Annotated in this window: 18 protein-coding genes and 1 pseudogene; all 19 read right to left on the bottom strand. The window is 42.6% G+C overall.

The genetic code is table 11. The features are described 5' to 3' along the window. Positions 1–2: 2 nt before the first annotated feature. The 19 genes and pseudogenes from GMD1S_RS09115 to GMD1S_RS09025 all read right to left on the bottom strand — a co-directional run bounded on the left by GMD1S_RS09115 (position 3) and on the right by GMD1S_RS09025 (position 15795). Entirely contained in the window at positions 3–218 is a 216-nt protein-coding gene (locus GMD1S_RS09115) for a DUF4314 domain-containing protein (RefSeq protein ID WP_000992184.1), read from the bottom strand. Positions 219–297: 79 nt separating this feature from the next. After that, positions 298–537, bottom strand: coding sequence for a hypothetical protein (locus GMD1S_RS09110; protein WP_000183781.1), 240 nt, complete (start codon positions 535–537; stop codon positions 298–300). After that, positions 527–1699, bottom strand: a pseudogene (locus tag GMD1S_RS09105) (DNA cytosine methyltransferase). Before GMD1S_RS09105 ends, GMD1S_RS09110 begins: the two are co-directional and overlap by 11 nt. After that, positions 1696–2955: a site-specific DNA-methyltransferase gene (locus GMD1S_RS09100; RefSeq protein ID WP_000869308.1), complete on the bottom strand. Its 1260-nt coding sequence runs from the start codon at positions 2953–2955 to the stop codon at positions 1696–1698. The pseudogene GMD1S_RS09105 and the gene GMD1S_RS09100 overlap by 4 nt, the downstream one beginning before the upstream one ends. Before the next feature lie 9 nt (positions 2956–2964). Continuing rightward, entirely contained in the window at positions 2965–3387 is a 423-nt protein-coding gene (locus GMD1S_RS11935) for a helix-turn-helix domain-containing protein (protein ID WP_000340864.1), read from the bottom strand. Between the two features lie 208 nt (positions 3388–3595). Beyond that, positions 3596–3961: an HNH endonuclease signature motif containing protein gene (locus GMD1S_RS09090; protein WP_001138021.1), complete on the bottom strand. Its 366-nt coding sequence runs from the start codon at positions 3959–3961 to the stop codon at positions 3596–3598. Positions 3962–4225: 264 nt separating this feature from the next. Next, the gene (locus GMD1S_RS09085; protein WP_000913325.1) at positions 4226–4888 is read right to left on the bottom strand and encodes a PBECR4 domain-containing protein; all 663 of its coding nucleotides are present in this window, start codon (positions 4886–4888) and stop codon (positions 4226–4228) included. 643 nt (positions 4889–5531) lie between these two features. Then, on the bottom strand, positions 5532–5762 hold the full coding sequence (locus GMD1S_RS09080; protein ID WP_237738357.1) for a hypothetical protein: 231 nt from the start codon (positions 5760–5762) through the stop codon (positions 5532–5534). Positions 5763–5911: 149 nt separating this feature from the next. Then, positions 5912–6139, bottom strand: a complete 228-nt coding sequence (locus tag GMD1S_RS09075; RefSeq protein WP_000267706.1) for a DUF7678 domain-containing protein — start codon at positions 6137–6139, stop codon at positions 5912–5914. Positions 6140–6317: 178 nt separating this feature from the next. Further along, positions 6318–6668 (bottom strand): type II toxin-antitoxin system PemK/MazF family toxin, encoded by a 351-nt coding sequence (locus tag GMD1S_RS09070; protein WP_000335299.1) that lies wholly within the window; start codon positions 6666–6668, stop codon positions 6318–6320. Between the two features lie 11 nt (positions 6669–6679). Continuing rightward, on the bottom strand, positions 6680–7168 hold the full coding sequence (locus GMD1S_RS09065; protein WP_000357689.1) for a hypothetical protein: 489 nt from the start codon (positions 7166–7168) through the stop codon (positions 6680–6682). Further along, positions 7161–8513, bottom strand: a complete 1353-nt coding sequence (locus GMD1S_RS09060) for a DEAD/DEAH box helicase (RefSeq protein WP_000221145.1) — start codon at positions 8511–8513, stop codon at positions 7161–7163. The genes GMD1S_RS09065 and GMD1S_RS09060 overlap by 8 nt, the downstream gene beginning before the upstream one ends. After that, a complete protein-coding gene (locus tag GMD1S_RS09055; protein ID WP_001209159.1) occupies positions 8464–8775 on the bottom strand; it encodes a VRR-NUC domain-containing protein in 312 nt (103 codons plus the stop codon). The genes GMD1S_RS09060 and GMD1S_RS09055 overlap by 50 nt, the downstream gene beginning before the upstream one ends. Before the next feature lie 243 nt (positions 8776–9018). After that, the gene (locus tag GMD1S_RS09050) at positions 9019–11373 is read right to left on the bottom strand and encodes a virulence-associated E family protein (protein ID WP_000424009.1); all 2355 of its coding nucleotides are present in this window, start codon (positions 11371–11373) and stop codon (positions 9019–9021) included. Between the two features lie 10 nt (positions 11374–11383). Then, a complete protein-coding gene (locus GMD1S_RS09045) occupies positions 11384–13315 on the bottom strand; it encodes a DNA polymerase (RefSeq protein ID WP_000854925.1) in 1932 nt (643 codons plus the stop codon). 35 nt (positions 13316–13350) lie between these two features. Continuing rightward, a complete protein-coding gene (locus tag GMD1S_RS09040) occupies positions 13351–13884 on the bottom strand; it encodes a DUF2815 family protein (protein ID WP_000032506.1) in 534 nt (177 codons plus the stop codon). Between the two features lies 1 nt (position 13885). Then, on the bottom strand, positions 13886–15028 hold the full coding sequence (locus tag GMD1S_RS09035) for a DUF2800 domain-containing protein (RefSeq protein WP_001224297.1): 1143 nt from the start codon (positions 15026–15028) through the stop codon (positions 13886–13888). Next, positions 15012–15308: a hypothetical protein gene (locus GMD1S_RS09030; RefSeq protein ID WP_000068161.1), complete on the bottom strand. Its 297-nt coding sequence runs from the start codon at positions 15306–15308 to the stop codon at positions 15012–15014. The genes GMD1S_RS09035 and GMD1S_RS09030 overlap by 17 nt, the downstream gene beginning before the upstream one ends. A 13-nt stretch (positions 15309–15321) precedes the next feature. Then, positions 15322–15795 (bottom strand): DUF7768 domain-containing protein, encoded by a 474-nt coding sequence (locus GMD1S_RS09025; protein ID WP_008292828.1) that lies wholly within the window; start codon positions 15793–15795, stop codon positions 15322–15324. Positions 15796–16002: the final 207 nt, after the last annotated feature.

Raw genomic sequence — 16002 nt, 5'->3', positions numbered from 1 at the left:
TCTTATGAATCGATTTTCTCTACTTCATCAATGCCATGTAACACATGGAGTTGTCGGCCATTGTCCCATTGAACAACCAAGGAACCAATATCATCTACATCTTCCACCGTTCCCAACATACCAATTGGCACTGGATTCGGGTCTTCCATTTTTAAGAGCCGCACCCTTGTTCCAGCAGGATACCGCTTTTTTAATAATTCTACAATCTTCGCATTCATCTTTGTTCTCCTTTGGGGTTCAATTTGTTCAATGGTATAATACCTCTATTATACATATTTATCCAGTTATAAGAGATAATTATTCGAATATTTTTTGACTTTCAAGAGTGGTCTCCACAATCAATTGCTCAATCATTTGATTGATATATTTCAATTCTAGATAACCAAACTGATTGGTCTTCAATGCCCTCTTAATATGCATAAGCAGTTCCTGAAGTTGTATTTTGGAAACTGGTGATATCGATGGAAACGACTCCAATTGAACAGCAATTTTTTCAAGATAATGCTTGGTTTCTGATTCAGGAAGATTATTCGTCATGATTTTCCTTTATCGCATTTAGAATGGCTTTCCCAATAGCAAATACAACTGATACTGTCACACCGTTTCCTGCTTGTTTATACAACTGAGCATCCGAATTTACGGCACAAGCTTTTTCAAATAACTCATCAGGAAATCCTTAAAGCCTGAAGCATTCTTTAGGAGTCAATCTTCGAATCTTAACTGTTTTTCCCTTCCAGACAACAGCTCCCATTTGCCCTCCGCAAGAAAGGTTATGAGCCAATCCTTTTCCAACTCGTGCTCTTCTTGTTCTGGATCCTGGATAAGATAAATCAACTGAATCTCCAACATTCGCAACTTGATAACCTTTCTTAGTACCATTGCGAACCTTTATCCCCTCTTGCTCAGCAACTTCTAAAACTGCTGTATTCATAGCTGTTCTTTTTGTCACCCCTGATGTATAGCGAGCAGTGATACAGCGTGCTGTATTTGTTACCTTAGGAGCTGTCAAAGATTGGTCAATCATATAGAGTCCTGTTTTAGCACCTACTCCGCCTCCCTCACCAACAAGAGTCGTTGAAATGCCAGAAGTATCATAAACTCTGTAACTTTGCATGCCACCTATAAGCTGCTTAAGATGGCTGCTGCTTTCTCTGCGGACAGGTAATACTTGTCGTCTACCTCTGCTTCTAAGATGTCCGAGAGTATAGACTCGTTCTCTGTTTTGTGCGACTCCGTAATCTTTGGAATTAAAAATCTGCCATTCGAGGTCATACCCTGCTTGCCCCAGACTAGAGAGATAGTCGAGATAATCTCGTCCCCGGCTGCTTGATAAAAGTCCCTTAACATTTTCAAGGAGTATCCACTCGGGTTTATCCTTTTCTTCTTGGCTTTCGAGCAAAGCAACAAATCTAAAAAAGAGTCCACTTCGTTCACCGTATAATCCGGCTCGCTTTCCTGCGATAGACAGATTTTGACAAGGGCTTCCCGCACACCATAAATCTGCTTTTGGAAGTTGTGCTGGGTTGATGCTTGTGATATCGTCATGGAACCATTCTCCTTTCGTTTCATACATGGCTTCATATGATTTTCTTGCAAACTTATCCTTCTCGCAATAGCCAATACATTTCATTCCCGTCAACTCTAATCCACAACGAAAGCCACCGATTCCTGCAAAGAAATCCAGAAAAGTTATCGTCATTGTGCTTCCTCCATTTCATTCAAAGCTTCTTCAAAAGATAAGGTCCTGCCTTCACGGATTAGTTTCACATCCGTCTTTTCTGTTGCTTCCATGTAGCGTTTGACAATAACATCCACAAACTTTTCATCCAGTTCTATGCCATAACAAACTCGACCTGTCTGATCAGCCGCAATTAAGGTAGACCCACTGCCTAAAAATGGGTCCAGTATAAGTGTCCCTCGCATGGAAGAATTCTGAATCGGATAAGCCATAAGCTGAACAGGCTTCATAGTCGGATGCTCTTTACTGGATTTTGGACGGTCATATTCCCAAATGGTCGTCTGCTTTCTATCAGAAAACCATTGGTGTTTTCCTTTTTGTTTCCAGCCATAGAGCACAGGTTCATGTTGCCACTGGTAAGGGCTTCTACCTAATACCAGAGCATTCTTTTTCCAAACGCAACAACCGCTCAGATAAAAGCCAGCATCCTTAAAGGCCCTTCTGAAATTCAGTCCTTCTGTATCCGCATGGAAAACATAGATAGAAGCATCATCCTCCATGGACTGTTCTACATTGACAAACATGTTAAAAAGGAACTGATAAAAATCCGCATCGGACATATCATCATTTTTGATTTTTCCCGCTGTTTCTTCCACATTAACATTGTAAGGAGGGTCAGTTACGATAAGGTTGGCCTTCTTATCTCCCAGGAGAAGCTGATAAGTTTCTAGCTTTGTAGAATCACCACAAATCACTCGGTGTTTCCCAAGATGCCAGATATCTCCTTGTTTCGAGATAGTCGGTTTTGTCAGCTCCCCATCTACATCAAAGTCATCTTCTTTCACTTCCTTGTTGTGAACCTTAGAAAATAGCTGATCGATTTCTGGGGCTTCAAAACCGGTTAGGTCTAAATTGAAATCCGCATCTTGCAAGTCCACCATCAGGTCTGCGAGAAGTTCTTCATTCCACGCGCCTGTGATTTTATTTAAAGCAACATTCAGGGCCTTTACCTTATTCTCATCCTCAATTCGAACCTGAACACATTGAACTTCTTTATAGCCCAAGTCAGATAAGACGGTCAGTCGTTGATGGCCTCCAATTACAGTACCATCGAAATTAACAATAATCGGGTCAACATAACCAAACTCCACAATGGATTTCTTGATTTTTTCGTATTCCTTATCACCCTTCTTGAGTTTCTTTCGTGGGTTATAAGCCGCTGGTTTTAAAGAGTCAATGGATAAAGAGACCCATGTCATATCTTGTGTGACTTTCATACTACCTCCTTAGTAAAAACGAGATTGAATATAGCAGGCATGGCTACAAAATTTCCGCTTCGCATTGCCGTATGATAAAAAAGACTTACCGCAATGTTGGCAAGCCAATTCATAGTAAGCTGTATTTTGTTTCTGGTGTAATTCTGGATGGTCCTGCCACCAGTATCTCCGACAAGCATCTGAACAAAACTTCTTAGGTCGACCAGTTCCTTTGGGGATAAAGGTTTCTTTACAGTGAAGGCAACAAGGAAGACCACTGGCTTGGTCTTTCATCATCTTCGTGACGGCATTTCGATAGCCCAATAGTTCCGGATTTCGTTTGCAGTAATTGCGAACAGAATCCCTAGATAAACCGACTATCTTTCCAATCGATTGGTATCCCAAACCTTCAGAACGTAGTTTTCTAATCTGTTTTCTCTGAAAATCGTCCATTTCTGCCTCCTTTCTTTACTGAAATCTCTAACCTTTTAAATCATAAAACGAAATAAAAACAAGCCATAACTTCCTGTTACAGCTTGTTTTTCAGTTATTTATTTCTTCAAAAAATATACCCCTTTTACATTTTGCGAAAATGCACGTTTGAGGGGGCCACGGTCTTTTGAGAGGCAACTCACAGAGATTTTATCCCCCCTACCCCTCGTCAGAAATCATAGCCATAAATTGGAGCATGGTCTTCCGTCATAGTTTTATAATCATGACAGGATTTACAAAGAGGTTGCCAGTTGCCCTCATTCCAAAAGAGTTTTTGGTTTCCTCGATGAGGAGTGATATGATCCACTACTGTTGCAGGTGTAATCATTCCTTTAGCTCGACACCTCACGCAAAGCGGATGTGTTTTCAAGAAATGAAGCCGAGCTTTGTTCCACCGTGAGTCGTAACCTTTAGCCTTTGTCGACTTCACCTCAAGTGAGTGAACACTTTGGTGATCCTCGCAGTACTTAGAACCATAAGGTACGAGCTTTGGACAGTTTGGAAATTTGCAGGGCTGAGCGGGTCGTCTCGGCATGGCCTTCACCCCTCCTCTCTATGTTCTTTCACATCTTAATCATATCACAATTATTCGTGCAAAGCAGTACCGACTTAGTACCGTATTAGTACCGGGGTAGTTCCAGAGTAGTCCCGCCCTAATACCGGGGTAGTTCCAGAGTAGTCCCGCCCTAATACCGGGGTAGTCCCGTCTTTTTGTTTTTTACAGTTTTTACTTGACAAATAAAAAAGTTCTATCTCACCAACAGATAGAACTTAGTATTTCAGTTATAAAATACGGCTACTAGCACATAAGATCATCAGAGATTTTCATTTTCAGCTCCTCTGATAAAGTACTCAAACTTTTTCCCTTATCTTGCATGTGGATAGTATCATACTTCCTTATCACATCTTCTTTACTTAAAATAAAATCGACAGCATGAATAGACTGAGAGCTTGTTTTATCAAATATATTTCTATCTTTAACTCTAAAACTCCTAGGCACATAATATGTATCCCCAGTAGCATCAGTTGAGTCCAGAACCACTAATAATGATTTATCTAGGTTTGTGAGTGCATACGGATAAGTTGCTGACGCAGTAACTAAATCCTTTATTACAAATAGCTCCTCTTTTATAAATAAATCTAGTGCTCTCAATCCCTCCGTTTTTCTGATTGCTATACTTAATGGATGGCGATCATTAAAAAATATCTGATTTCCCCCTAAATGCCCTTCAGAGGCTGACATGTAAAATTGGTTTGGCGACAGTCTTGCATTTGCACCAGTAAGATGTTTAAAACTATCAGTTTTAAAATGCATTTCAAAACATTCATCACCAAATATATAAATAAAACGCTTACCTACAAGTCTCTCCTTATACAAACGAGCACTACTAATAATATTTCTTCTTACTTGCTCTTTTTTTCTATGAATATTCACTAAGCTTTTCCAGTCTTTCTTTAACAATAAAAGAGCAACCTACTCAGGTCACCCTTCTATTTATATAGTGAGTGTTTTATCCTGGTTGTCAGGCTCGCTACCCATCTTGATAGCTAAAATGTTACGGACATTCTTCTACTAGCCGTATTAGTCAAGCACTATCTCTGCTTTGGAGCTCGCTACCCATCTTGATAGCTTTAAGTTATGGAATTATACCTGTTCCATACCCAGTACAACTTTAAAGTGTCTCCACACTCAAGATATTTCTATCTTCACTAATATTATACAACAAGAAAGGAGGTGATGCAAGTAATCAGTGGAATTTTTTCAAAATTTTGAAACCTCAACCTCTTTTCAATTTCTAAATGAAAATGACCTACAGCAAGCTGTAAGCCATTTATTTTAGTCGGTTTATTCTGGTGTCTGCCACCCGCTTGGCTCTTATGTCCAAGATTAAATATCGGATTTAATTTTGGTGTCCGCCACCCGCTTGGCCCTTATGTCCAAGATTAATATCAGATTGACCATGAGCCGACCACTCAAATTAAAAATTCTCATTTCACACTCGGCTAATTTTTGTTTACCAACAAGTCAGAACCGTCACTTGTCTCATCAAAGTGATGACATGAGAATATCTCATCTACATCATATTATACGTTAAGTAGACCTATTACGCAAATGAAAAACAATCCAATGAACAACGAACCATGCGCCTGTAATAATTTTCCATTATGTATGCTGCCATATCTGAGATGGCTTCCTTTGTCACTGGCATAACCTGCATGCTGTAGGTTTGTTGATTATAAAGTGTTAAGAATTGAAACTTGATATGGTAGATATAGACTCCTGAAACAAATAAAGTAGATAGGATTTCAACTTCTAAGATTTTCAAGTGTAGCACCTCTTTCTGTTGGTACTTCTAGTATAACTAAAAACAACTGATCAGGGGTTGCTATCCTCTCAAATGTACAAAAAAATGCCTGAAATGACCATTTCTTGTATCTCAGACATTTTTAAGGCAGAAACTTCAAATATTTCTGCGCTCTATATTTAAGCTGGAAAACGTTCTAGAATCTGGTCCAAAATTTCTTCTAGGCTTTCATCTTCCGGATACATTTCCCAACCCCTGTCGTAACTAATGACTTCCTCACCGTCTACGTCCACTCCCAATTTAAAGATGCGTCCGTTGTCTATTCCATCCTCGAAGGGTTCAGTGCTTACCTTCGCTAGGTAAACCACCTTTCGATTGTGACTTGTAAATATTCCTTCTTGCCACATGTTTCTGCCTCCTTAGTCCAACCAAACGTAGTCGTCAACTTCCAACGTGGTAAAATCCGTATTTCTTAATTAAGTCCACTATTTTTTCAGGGCTTTTACCCCTTTTCTTTTTTGTATGTGTATGTTACCGTACGACTTTTTATTTATCAAGTCATTAGCGAAGATTATTCAAAATTTTTTAAACTCCTATCTGGACCCGTAAAGCCCGGTCAATCCGCACCAGCCAGGCTTCTTCTCGAATGGTCATGACCTTATTTTTTAACTGAAATTTATCCACTGTAAGAACCTGCTCTGCCAAAACCAAGCTGGACCACTTAAGCCCTTTGAAAACTTTCTTAGGTAGATACACATGAGTAGGCAGGTGCTTTTTCTTTTGAACCTGCTTGGTTAGGGGAACAACCGTAACCAAATGAGAATGGTCATTAGCTTTATTATTGCTGACGATGATGGCCGGTCGAATCCCTTGCTGAATATGACTGTTTTTCTGATTTCCAAAATCTACGTAATAAATATCTCCTCGTTTGCACATATGGTTCTCCTCTAGCTAAGTAAAAAATCTTCTAACTGCTGGTTTCTGATGGTATAAATCAAACGCAGTTCCTTAATGGCCTTTTGCTTCCACCTGCTAATGGTACTCCTGCTGATATGATACTTGACCATAAGGTTGTCCCAGCTTTCTGACACAATGACTAAATCCGTCACAAATTCCGCCAAATCATCTGGAAGCTGACTGACAGCTACTTCAAAAAAATGCAATTCCTGAACTAAACGACAGTAGCGCTTTGACAAATATTGATAAAGCTCCCGATTGGCTTTCTCTGTTTCTTCCTTGTAGGATAAAGCAATGATCTCACTGCGATAAGGATTCTTACTGGTCTGCACCCTTGGTTCATCAGACCGACCATAGACCATGGTGTCCAGCATCTCATTTTCTGAGATGCCGACAAACTGGTCCAACTGGCTACATAAGAGCTTCATCTCCTTTTTCATGTTCTTGTAATCATAGAAAAAGCTTTCTATTTTATCCATCCTTTTCCTCCTCTCTCAATTCATATCTGACGGCATCAATCAGGGATTGCTGAGAGATGTCCTTTTCTTTCAATCGTTTCATGACTTGTTCGTCCATCGTGCTCTTTGTAATGATGTGGTGAACAACCACCGTTTCTTTCTGCCCTTGCCGCCAGAGCCTGGCATTAAGTTGCTGGTACAGCTCCAAAGACCAAGTTAAGCCGAACCAACAAATGGTATGACCGCCAGCTTGAAGATTCAGTCCATGACCACTGCTTGCCGGGTGAATCAAACCAAGGACTATCTTTCCCTTGTTCCAGTCCTCAATATCCTGATTGCTTTGAATCACTCTAGTTTCTGAAAAACGTTCCTTGATGCGTTTCAAATCATGCTGGAACCAATAAGCGACTAACAAAGGCCGGCCATTCATACTCTCCACCATTTCTTCAAGAGCCACTAACTTCTGATCATGCAAGAGTACCGCCTTTCGATTCTCATCATAAACCATGCCATTAGCCATCTGCAGTAATTTATTCGAAAGGCTGGCACTGTTCACGGCATCAAGTACCTGCCCCTTGAGAGAAACCACCATCTCTGCTTTGAGCTCCTTATAAACTGCAAATTCTGTCTCCGACATCTCAACTAGAACTTCATTGTCCACTCGTTCTGGCATATTAAGATAATCCACTGCCTTCATAGAAATCGTCATATCCGCTATCTTTTCATAGATGGCTTCTTCTGCGCCATCCTTTGGCTTATAAGAAAAGATAACCTGACCGTTTCGTTTGTCGGGGTCAAAATACTGATTGCGAAAAGCTGTGATGAAGCGTCCCAGGCGCTGTCCGCCATCTAAAATGCCAATCTCAGAAAATAGGTCCATGATGTTTCCAGGAGTTCCCGTCAGCCCAACCATGCGCTTGATTTTAAATCGAACTTTCCTAAGAGCCTTGACGCGTTTAGCCTGATAAGACTTGAAGCTAGATAGCTCATCAATCACCACCATATCAAAATCAAAGAGTTGATTCTGAATCAACCAGACGACATTTTCTCGGTTGATGGTATAAATAAAGGCTGAGCGTGTTAAGGCGGCTCTTCGCTCTGGTTCACTGCCAATGGCAATGGAAATATCCAGCCCCTTTAAATGTTCCCACTTATCCAGCTCACTCTTCCAAGTATGACTGGCTACTCGAAGCGGGGCAATGACCAAGACTTTTCTGACCTCAAATGAATCCAATATCAAATTCCACAATGCCGTTAAGGTAATCACGGTTTTGCCTAGTCCCATATCAAGAATCAAACAAGCTGTCTCATGCTCCTCAATGAATCGAGTCGCTACCTCCTGATAAGGATGTGCCTTGTATGTCATCTAGTATTTCTCCAATCTTTCCTTTATCATCCAGCATATAAACCAGAAACCCCAGCTTTCTTAACTGTTCCATGCGCCTGACCTGAATCTTTCTGGGCTTTTCTCCTGGGGCTTTTAACTCCACAAAACCAATCTTTCCTTGAGGTAAAATCACGATTCGATCAGGCATCCCTACCAAGCCAGGCGAGACAAACTTCATGGCGAGACCACCCCGCTTCTGACTTTCTAGTCTCAGTTTTTCTTCAATTTCTCTTTCTCGCATTTCTTCTCCTCCCAGGGTTTCCGATAGGGGGTGCCAAAAGGGTTCAAACTCCTTACGCGCGTATGGGTGTCCATTACTCCTATTTTACTAGTAGTAACACTACTCTCTTAGAAAAGATAGGCAACTAAGGAAACTAGTACTAGAGAAACTACTATTGGCAACAGCTTTGAGCAGTTTCCCATTCGGTTGCTGAAAGGTAAAATCGAAAACCTGCGGAAACCAACTAAAGCTTCCCAAGTTGCCTTACGGCACCCGGACAAAAGCACGTTGAGTACCATACAGGGAAAACTTCATCTTACCAGTCGTATTTCCTGTGTACTTATTCCAGCCACCGATTTTATTTAGAATTCCTTCAATTTCATAGGAATCAGCCTTTTTGATATTCTGTCGTTCCTTACCGAAGCACTCACACCAAATTTCCATAATGCAGACCCGCTCACGCTGTTCTGTTCCCTTCAAAGTCTGACTGCCAAAGTCACTACCAGCCAAGAAAGTCCGTCGCTCATATAAGTCCATCTTGGCCCAGTTATCTGGCAATAAGGTATCCAGGTACTCAGCTACAATGCCTTCTCGGTCGTCTGATTCCATGGCCTCCTGTCGCTCTTTATTTGCTTCATTTTCTGCTTTTCCTTTTAGAAACAATTCCTCCCCTGCTTCATAATAGACCTTGGCTTCTGCCCACAATTGGTCTACATCGACTAGCTCCCAAGGCTTTAACTGACTGGCATCGGACACTCGAATCGGCCAAAAGCGACGGTTCCCAGTCACGTCTCGCAAGAAGCCACCTTCTGAATTGGTTGAACCCACAATAATACAAGCGCGTGGGTGACTTTCCACATTCACCCCATAGGCTTGACGGAACTTATCATCCTGTCGTGATATAAAGGATTTAACAGTTTCCACATCTGTTTTTCGAATTCCTGTCATCTCAGAAATTTCTAGAATCCAATAGCCCTGGAGCTTTTCTGCCGCAGTTTTATCCCGCATGTCTGAAATCGCCAGAGAATCCGAGAACCACTCTTTACCTAGCTTGAGAAAGAAGGTTGATTTTCCTATCCCCTGCGGTCCATTTAGTACAAGAATAGAATCAAACTTAATACCTGGTTCATAAATTCTTGCTATCGCAGCCACCATAGTTTTTCGCATGACTGCTCGTGTATAAGCTGTGTCCTTTGCCCCAAGGTAAACGATAAGAAGCGAATCAATCCGTTCGACTCCATCCCAGACCAAGGGTTCTAAATACTCCTTAATGGGATGGTAGAGCCGGTAAGAAGTCACCACAGCTAAAAGAGCATCCTTGAACTTGGTAGGTGACCAAATACCATAGACACGCTCAAAGTAGAGCTTGGCATTAGCTAAGTCCGAATCATTCCAGCCAGGACGTGACCGTCTCCAAGGCAGCTCACCAATCACATCAATAACATTCTTGAATTCATTGTAGACAATGTTTTGAAGATTGGGGTCAAAGTGCAGAATCGTCGCAATGTTGGATAAGGTATCCTTAACACGGCCGGTCTTATCCAGCTCTAAGCTCGCCTGCCAATTCTCCGTATCAGCAAATTCCAAAGTCGCATCTGCTAAGCGCTCTTTTGCCAGTGTCTCCCTGGTCGCATCATCTTTTAGGACATAATCCTGCATAGCCTTATAAGACGGTTGCTTAGCTGAGTCTTTCTTTTCCTCATCATCCTGATCACCAAAGAGATGCAGGCGAACCAGGTCAAAAGCCGATAAAAGCCTGTGACCATAAGGGTCGGTCGCATGGTGGCTATAAGCAAATTTGTCATCATAAAGAACAACCCCAGCACTGGTTGTGGCATGAATATAATCAAAACGACCTGGAATGCTGGAAGGCTTGTAAACATCTCCTAGAAATTTTTCAATTGCTTCTGTAATGGTGTAGGTTCGGTTAAAAGCCCCAATCAAGCCAGATTTTCCAAGAGGATCTGCTTGTTTGGCAATGGCCCGCTCCAGCAGCTTGTTCTGCCGGCTGGATACAGGCCACTCAGTCGTATCTTTCCAGTTCTGATAGCGCGCTAGAACCGTGTCCGGACTGAGGAAGTCACCCTCCAATTTTTTGAAGACAAATTCTCCATCTTGCGAGGTTGAAGGCCAATACATGAGTCGACTCGGTTCATAGGTCGTATCATCAAATAGCTCCATACCGATATCTTCAGCCACTTTTCTGGCAACAGCCTGGTATTCCTCAGCCGTTACTTCCCGAGATAAGGGGATAATCAAACGTAGCCTTGGATGCTCTTTGGTATGTTTATGCGTTGAATAGAAATAGGCAAAGAAAGAAAAGAAGAGTTCGACTTCATCCATAATGCCAGGTGTCGCAAAGTCCATATCTAAAGTCAGAGCCGAGCGAGACAACACCGCATCTTTCTTTCGTCTTCCTTTGTCAAGCTTTCCTAAAACAAAGCCGCCGACATCTTTAATATTATCTTGTTTTGATTTCGCTAGTTTCTTATACTCTGCAACGGTCTCAGCCGTTCGGATAGTGGTTGAAATGCGGGCTTCAAACTGTTCCAAGCTATAACTGGTTTGCGTCCAAATCTTATCGGTTCGTTTGTTTCCTAATGAAATGGTAAGTTCCATTCTTTCCTCCTTAATCTTTCTTATAAAATTCACAGGCATAGCCGTCGGCTTGTAAAGGCAGACCTTCGGCCCAGTCTGGCTTTGTGGCAAGTAGCTGGCAGACTTTTGCCACACTCTCTTCTCTCACTTCTACCACCACTTCATCATGCACATGAAGAACAATAGCTAATCCCTTTTGCTCGAGCTGCACCATGCCATAGGCCAATAAATCTCGGGCGATACCCTGAACAATATTTTCCACTAACTTTGGTCCATAGGTCTCAAGCCGAGTCCATTTCTTACTCTCTCCAATCCCTTCATAGGTCAAGCTAGGTTTGCCAAATGCATTCATGCCCATGCGAGGTTTAACATAAGCTAGCTTTCGTCCAGAAGGTAGCGTAATAAAGAGCATGCCAGATTGATAGCTGATGACAAGATTCTTAATCTTCTTCGGTTCTCTTGTTTCATAGACCTGCTTTGCGGTCTTATCTATCTCCCACCAAAAGGCCACAATATGCGGATTGGCTGACCGCCACTGATTGACGAGCGGCTGCAGTTCCTCTTCTTCCAGTCCCATATCCAGTGCTCCCATAGCGGTTAAAGCGCCGACTGACCCACCATAACCAAGAGCTAGTTCTGCAATCTTACCTTTTTGGCGAAGGTGGCTATTAACACCGTGTTTCTCAACCGGTACTCCAAACATAGAAGACGCAGATGCGCAATAGATATCCCCGCCCTGTTCAAAAACATCTAACCGCCAAGATTCCCCAGACAGCCAAGCCAACACCCGAGCTTCAATCGCAGCAAAGTCAGCAACGATAAACTGATGACCTGCTTTGGGGACAAAGGCAGTCCGAATAAGTTCAGAAAGGACACTCGGGACATTCTCATAGAGAGTATCCAAGGTTTCAAACCTCCCTTCTTTCACAAGGGTTCTGGCAAGGGACAAATCCTTGAGTTTGTTCTGAGGAAGATTCTGCACCTGAACCAATCGTCCAGCCCAGCGGCCAGTGCGATTCGCTCCATAAAATTGCAAAAGTCCATGTACCCGGCCGTCTGAGCAAACACAGCGTTCGATAGCCTGGTATTTCTTGACGGAGGTCTTGGACATCAAGAGACGCAGTTTTAACATTTCAAGTACTTCTCCATCTGCTTCTTTGAGTTGCTTGGTCACCTCTTTCTTTCCCAACGAGTCCATGAAGACTCCTTGCTCTTCTAACCAGCCCTTTAGTTGAGAGACAGAATTCGGATTCTCTAATCCACTCAATTCATAAGCACGCTTTGTGACCCGCTCCTTATAAGAAAGGTCACAAAGAATGGCCTGTTCAACCAACTGCAAGTCTACTTCTATGCCTCGGTCATTGATTTCCTGATCCAACTGATAGAGAAGCTGCTCACTATAAAGCAAGGGATGGTTTCTCAGACGCTCTCGAATAGCTTGTTCCACCTCAACATCTCGCTTGCAGTAACGTTTAAATAATTCCCAGTCCTCAGGCGCATGATGGGGGAAATTCCGCGCTCGCATACCATTTGCTTTCGTTCCTTTACAGGGCAGACAGAAATAGCGAATCAGCCTGCTTCCTTCTTTCATCTTTTGTTCTTCTATGTTGAGAACTCGGCCCACTCCTTCAAGGGATAATGGTAGGCCTAAACTTGCTGCAAGTACCGCCGTACAGAACCAGGACTTAGCTGAGAGATGCTCTCCTAGAAACTTGGAAAGACAGACCCTCTCAAAGTTGGCATTGAAGGCCGTTTTTATAATGGCATCATCTAATAGAGCTAAACGAATCTCTTCAGGAATCTGCTCTCCCTGAGCTAAGTCTACCACCTGCGTTTCTTTCTCATCCTCTTTATAGGCAAAGAGCAAAATCTCAAAGGCTAGGCTATCCACATAGCGATAGACTCCGCATTTTGTTAAGTCTACATCTGAATAAGTTTCAATATCAATGCTTAGAGTTTTCATCCGTCCTCCAATAGGTAAAGAGGTGGAGACCCACCTCAAGCTAGAAAGTCGTCATCATCAACGGTACCGAATTCATCTTCTGCTCGAACTCGGCCACCCAGTGGTTCTCCGTCTTTCAATTTTTGAATGTTTCCAAGGCCAGCTGCCACCCCACGATTGCCATTGGAGTTAAAGCCATAAAATGTCACAGATACCCGACCATAACAGCCTGAATAGACTTCCGTCTGATCTAGGATTGGCTGAACCTGCTGGTCTACGACCTGCGGCTTTTGTTTGGAATTACAGTTAATAAAATAACTATTGGCATAGGCTTCATCATCCGGCCGGTCAATATCTCCGTCTCGGAGTGGTAGTTTCAGATTGGCTGGAATCTTCCCTCCAAATTTTGAAATAGCTTCTTGTTTGGCCTGCTCTACGGCTTGTTGGATTTTCTGAATCGTGGCCTTATCACTCTTTGGAATAATTACTGATACAGAATATTTCGGTTCTGAACCATTGATAGATTGCGGCTCCCATACATTCGCATAGGATAGACGTCCAGGGACGATTACTTTTGTTTCTTTTGACATATTAGCTTCCTCCAAATTCAGCTGCTGCTGGAATATATTCTTTTCGTTTATCACTTTCAGGAACAAGGGTCAGCTTGCCTTGAGGTTTGCGGACCAAATGCCCTAACAATCGGTTAAATGCTTTCTTGCCCATCCGTTTCTCCAGTTCAGTCAGAGAAACCAGACTTTGTTTATAGATATCCGTGAAGCCTTCTGCTTCTGCTAGTTTGGCCACTTCATCTTCATCAGTGAACTGACGGATAGAGCGACCTTCGACCAGTTTAAATCCTTCCCATGATTTATGAGTATCAATGGCCACCTTGGTCGCATAGTCTTTCACCTCTGTCGCCCATTTGACTAGGTCATCCACATGAAGAAGAATTTCTTCAATCTCTCCATCCGTCAAAAGATGAGGGGAAGCCAACTGGAATTGTTCAAGCTCTTTATGATAGTCCATTCGTGCCCGAAGAACGGCATTACAAGGTGAGAACTGACACCAAGGACCATAGGTGACCTCTCCTTCTCCTTTAAAGGCCAGTTCAGCCTTAGGTTTCAGATCCGTCTCAGCCCACTCTAGCAAATCTTCTCGTTGTAAAATAGCCGTTGAGATATTCCCTTTTCGTGGCTGAAAAATGGTCATCTTGACTTCTTCAATATCATAGAGAGCATCGTAGAACTCCAAGGCTCCCAGGGCATAGAGCTTCATCTGCGGGTTGTTCTCGGCTTCGACCAGCACCCCTTTGCCATACTTGAAGTCCACAACATGCAGGGTGCTGTCTACCACAATGACACAGTCAGCCGTCCCAAATCCTTCTGGAACATAGCGAGAAAAGTCAACTTTCTGCTCAATGAGAACAATTGGATCACTGGTACCTTGTTTCAGTTGTTCAAACTCATCTATGATGAAGGCAACATAATCTTCCGTGGCTTGTTCCATCTCAAGCGTCAACTCACCTTCCGGTTCTTCTGCTTCTATCCGAAGTGCACTTTTCAGCTTATACTCAGCTAGAGCATGGGCCAGTGTCCCCTCTTCTGCTGCAGGATTAGTCTTGTGTTCAAAGAACTCCTCTAAGCGAGCAAGAGGCGGCACCGTCAGCCAGCGGTGGCTGGAGGATGCTGATAATAGTGCGTGTTGTTTTCCCGCCATATCAGAGTCCTTTCGCATCTTCAAGAAGAGAAGAATAACGCTTCTCTTCTACCGCAGAGAGCTTGTTTGCTCCATACTTTTGAAGGAGTTCTCGCACCTGTTCTGTTTTACCAGCTCGGGACTTTTCGGCCAGAACTTTACGGATATCTTCAATAGTGACTGTTGGTAAAGCTGCCTTTTCAGCTTTTTCCACAGGTGCTTCATCTGTATGGTCAACCGCACCATACAGTTCTTCCAAACTATCTGCCAGCATTCGTAAGTTGGAGACAACAGTTTCTAGTTTTTTCATTTGAGCCATAGCTTTTCCTTTCTTATTCTAAGAACATGCTTGGAAACTTCGACCAAACAGAATCTTTCGTATTAGTAACTCTTGGATTCTTTTCTCCTGCATAGCGAACTTTGTGGCCACTACATTGGAGGGCAAACAAGGGTTCTACCCGGTCATCAATTTCCATGGTATGTGGATTGATAGGCTGACCATTCTCGTGGAATAATCGGAAAGGTTTCCCCAGCTCTTTCGCCGTTTCAATCTCATACTTCATACCTTGAGAGATATTGGGACCATAGACCCAAATCTCATCACATCGCTTCAAAAGCTCCTGCCCCATGGTCAAGCCCTGGATTCGTTCATCAGGATTCCTGTCGTTTAAGAACTGTGTCAAAAGCAGATGCGGTGCAAGGGGGACATAGCCAGCTTTGGCAGCTTGCTTGGAATAGGCAATGGCCTTCTTTTCATTTTCTGCAACATTCCCTCGATAGGGTGAACAAATAAATACTATTTTCATTCGGAAAATTCCGTCCTTCATCAATTTTTTGGAGTTACTATCGATGGCCATCTCCAACTCACAAGACTAGTATAAAACCATTTGGCGAAAGTCAACAGAGCAAAAAATGAGGGGTTTTGAACGTGAAAATAAGTCTTTGATATAAACCATTTGTTTAAAAAACCTGTTAGAACGCAAAAAAGCACCCCTCAAAAAATGAGGGGTGCA

The organism is Streptococcus sp. GMD1S (assembly GCF_000296875.1).
Taxonomy (GTDB): Bacteria; Bacillota; Bacilli; order Lactobacillales; family Streptococcaceae; genus Streptococcus.
Note: the sequence above shows the minus strand (reverse complement) of the source record. Positions and strands in the feature narration are given on the sequence as shown.